Below are 2,194 nucleotides of genomic sequence, written 5' to 3' on the forward strand. Positions count from 1 at the left end.
CTCTGTGTTGAAGGTGGTTGTCCCAACCCCGAGAACATAACCCACGCTCTCGAGGTCGGGCAGGTCAATCCATCATGTCTACGGGGGGCAGGGTTCGGCCTGTAGGAGGCCAGCCTCTGGCCGATCGGGGGCTACCAGTAGCTCTCGGTGGTGAGATGCCCCGGTTTGCGCCGGCGGTTCTTCTCCAAACCCCGTTCGCGCAGCAGGGCCTGGGTATCGGAAACCATGTCGGGATTGCCGCAGAGCATCACCTGGGAGTGCTCCGGCGAAAAATCGATTCCCGCCTGCGCCTCCAGCTCGCCCTCCGACAGCGCCGTGGTGATGCGCCCCTGGATGGCACCGGGGTGTGCCTCACGGCTGACGAAGGGGATGTACTGGAACCGCTGCGCATCGCGCTCCGAAAAGCCCGCAATGGTGTCCTGGTAGGTAAGCTCCTCGGCGTGGCGCACCGCATGCACCAGACGGATGTTCTCGAAGCGCTCCCAGGGCTCGTCGGTCTTCAGGATGGACAGGAACGGGCCGATCCCGGTCCCGGTCGACAGCAGCCACAGATCGCGCCCGTCGGGGATCTCGTTCAGGGTGAAAAACCCCGTGGCGCGCGGCATCAGCTCCACAGTGTCGCCGGGTTCGAGCTGTACCAGACGGTTGGACAGCGGCCCGCCCGGCACGGTGATCAGGTAGAAATCCAGCGGAGTCTCGCCCGGGGCGTTCACGTACGAGTACGGCCGCCCCACCAGTTCGCCGTCGATCTCCATGCGCAGGCGGTTGAACTGCCCGGCCACGAACGGTTCCACGTCCGCATCGATGCGTAGCGAGAACAGGCGGTCGGTCCACTGCTTGCGTTCCTGCACGGTGCCGGTCACCCAGCCCATATTCCTGACTCCTGTGGTTGGTTAAAGGCAAGCATGCGGGCGGCGCCCGGGCATTTCAAGCATCCCCGGGGCGGCCCCTATAATATCGTCCATCACTGAAAACCACAGACAGGAGCACAACCGATGGCACGCACCCCCTCGCAGATGATCGAGCTAGGCACCGAAGCCCCCAACTTCCAGCTGCCCGATGTCGTCTCCGGCGAGACCATCAGCCTGGACAGCTTCCCCGACGCCAAGGGCTACATGATCGCGTTCATCTGCAACCACTGCCCCTTCGTGCAGCTCATCCGCCACGAGTTCGCGCGCTACGGGCGTGAATACACCGAAAAGGGCATCGCAGTGATCGCCATCAACTCCAACGACATCGAGGCCGTCCCCGAAGACGCCCCCGACGCGATGCGCGACGACGCCCGCCGTTTCGGCTACAAGTTCCCCTACTGCCTCGACGAAGACCAGTCCGTGGCCAGGGCCTACCAGGCCGCCTGCACCCCGGATCTGTACCTGTTCGACGCCGACCGCAAGCTCTACTACCGCGGCCAGTTCGACAGCACCCGCCCCGGCAGCGACCGCCCCGTGACCGGCGAAGACCTGCGCAACGCCACCGAGGCCCTGCTCGCCGGCCAGCCCGCGCCCGAGCCCCAGCACCCCAGCCTCGGCTGCAACATCAAGTGGAAGCCCGGCAACGAACCCGCCTATTTCGCCTGAAACCCGTCGACGAACGCCGCGATCGGCGAGAGGGCTCGCCTCCTACGCGCCGGGGGCGCGCCCCCTGTGGGGTGCTCAGCCCCCTGCGCGATCCGGCCGCGGGGGTGCTCCAATCGGCCGTGACAAGCCCTCCCCCACCAACAGGGGCTCCATCATGACAATGCGTTCACCTCGGTCGCGGACTGCGCGCGACCGGCCTCGTTAGTCGGGATTGGGGGGGGAGGCCGTGGTACGCTGGAGTTATGGTCAAGTCTGGTGTATGAGCAGTTGCTGGTTCAGGCGGCGCTCCGGTCGGTGATGGATGATGCCTCGTCGTGGGTCGGTTCGGTCTGTTCGACGCCGTCGATGAACGTCACCCCGCGCTCGAGCTTGTCCAGCCATTCGTAACCCCGGAGTCGGCGCCAGCGCTTCTGCGCGCTCTGACCGAGCTTGAACGTCAGGCTCAGGACGGTATTGCGGGTCACGCAGCCCCGGGTCTTGTGGGTGCGCAGCCGCACGGTGGCGAAGGTCGATTCGATCGGATTGGTGGTCCGGATCGACTGCCAGTGCGCGGCCGGGAAGTCGTAGAACGCCAGCAGGTCTTCCCGGTCCTTGCGCAGCGTCTCGGCGGCTTTCGG

Annotated in this window: 3 protein-coding genes; 1 reads left to right on the top strand and 2 read right to left on the bottom strand. The window is 65.8% G+C overall.

The genetic code is table 11. The features are described from left to right. Nucleotides 1–131 precede the first annotated feature (131 nt). On the bottom strand, nt 132–872 hold the full coding sequence (locus tag F620_RS0114075) for a ferredoxin--NADP reductase (RefSeq protein ID WP_019571085.1): 741 nt from the start codon (nt 870–872) through the stop codon (nt 132–134). Between the two features lie 123 nt (nt 873–995). Here F620_RS0114075 and F620_RS0114080 point away from each other — a divergent pair, with 123 nt between their 5' ends. After that, entirely contained in the window at nt 996–1,577 is a 582-nt protein-coding gene (locus F620_RS0114080; protein WP_019571086.1) for a thioredoxin family protein, read from the top strand. A gap of 275 nt (nt 1,578–1,852) precedes the next feature. Here the strand turns inward: F620_RS0114080 and F620_RS0114085 are convergent. Then, on the bottom strand, nt 1,853–2,194 hold a 342-nt coding region (locus F620_RS0114085; protein WP_019571087.1), incomplete at its 5' end, for a transposase.

This window comes from Thioalkalivibrio sp. ALE11, from assembly GCF_000381205.1.
In the GTDB taxonomy this organism is placed as follows: domain Bacteria; phylum Pseudomonadota; class Gammaproteobacteria; order Ectothiorhodospirales; family Ectothiorhodospiraceae; genus Thioalkalivibrio.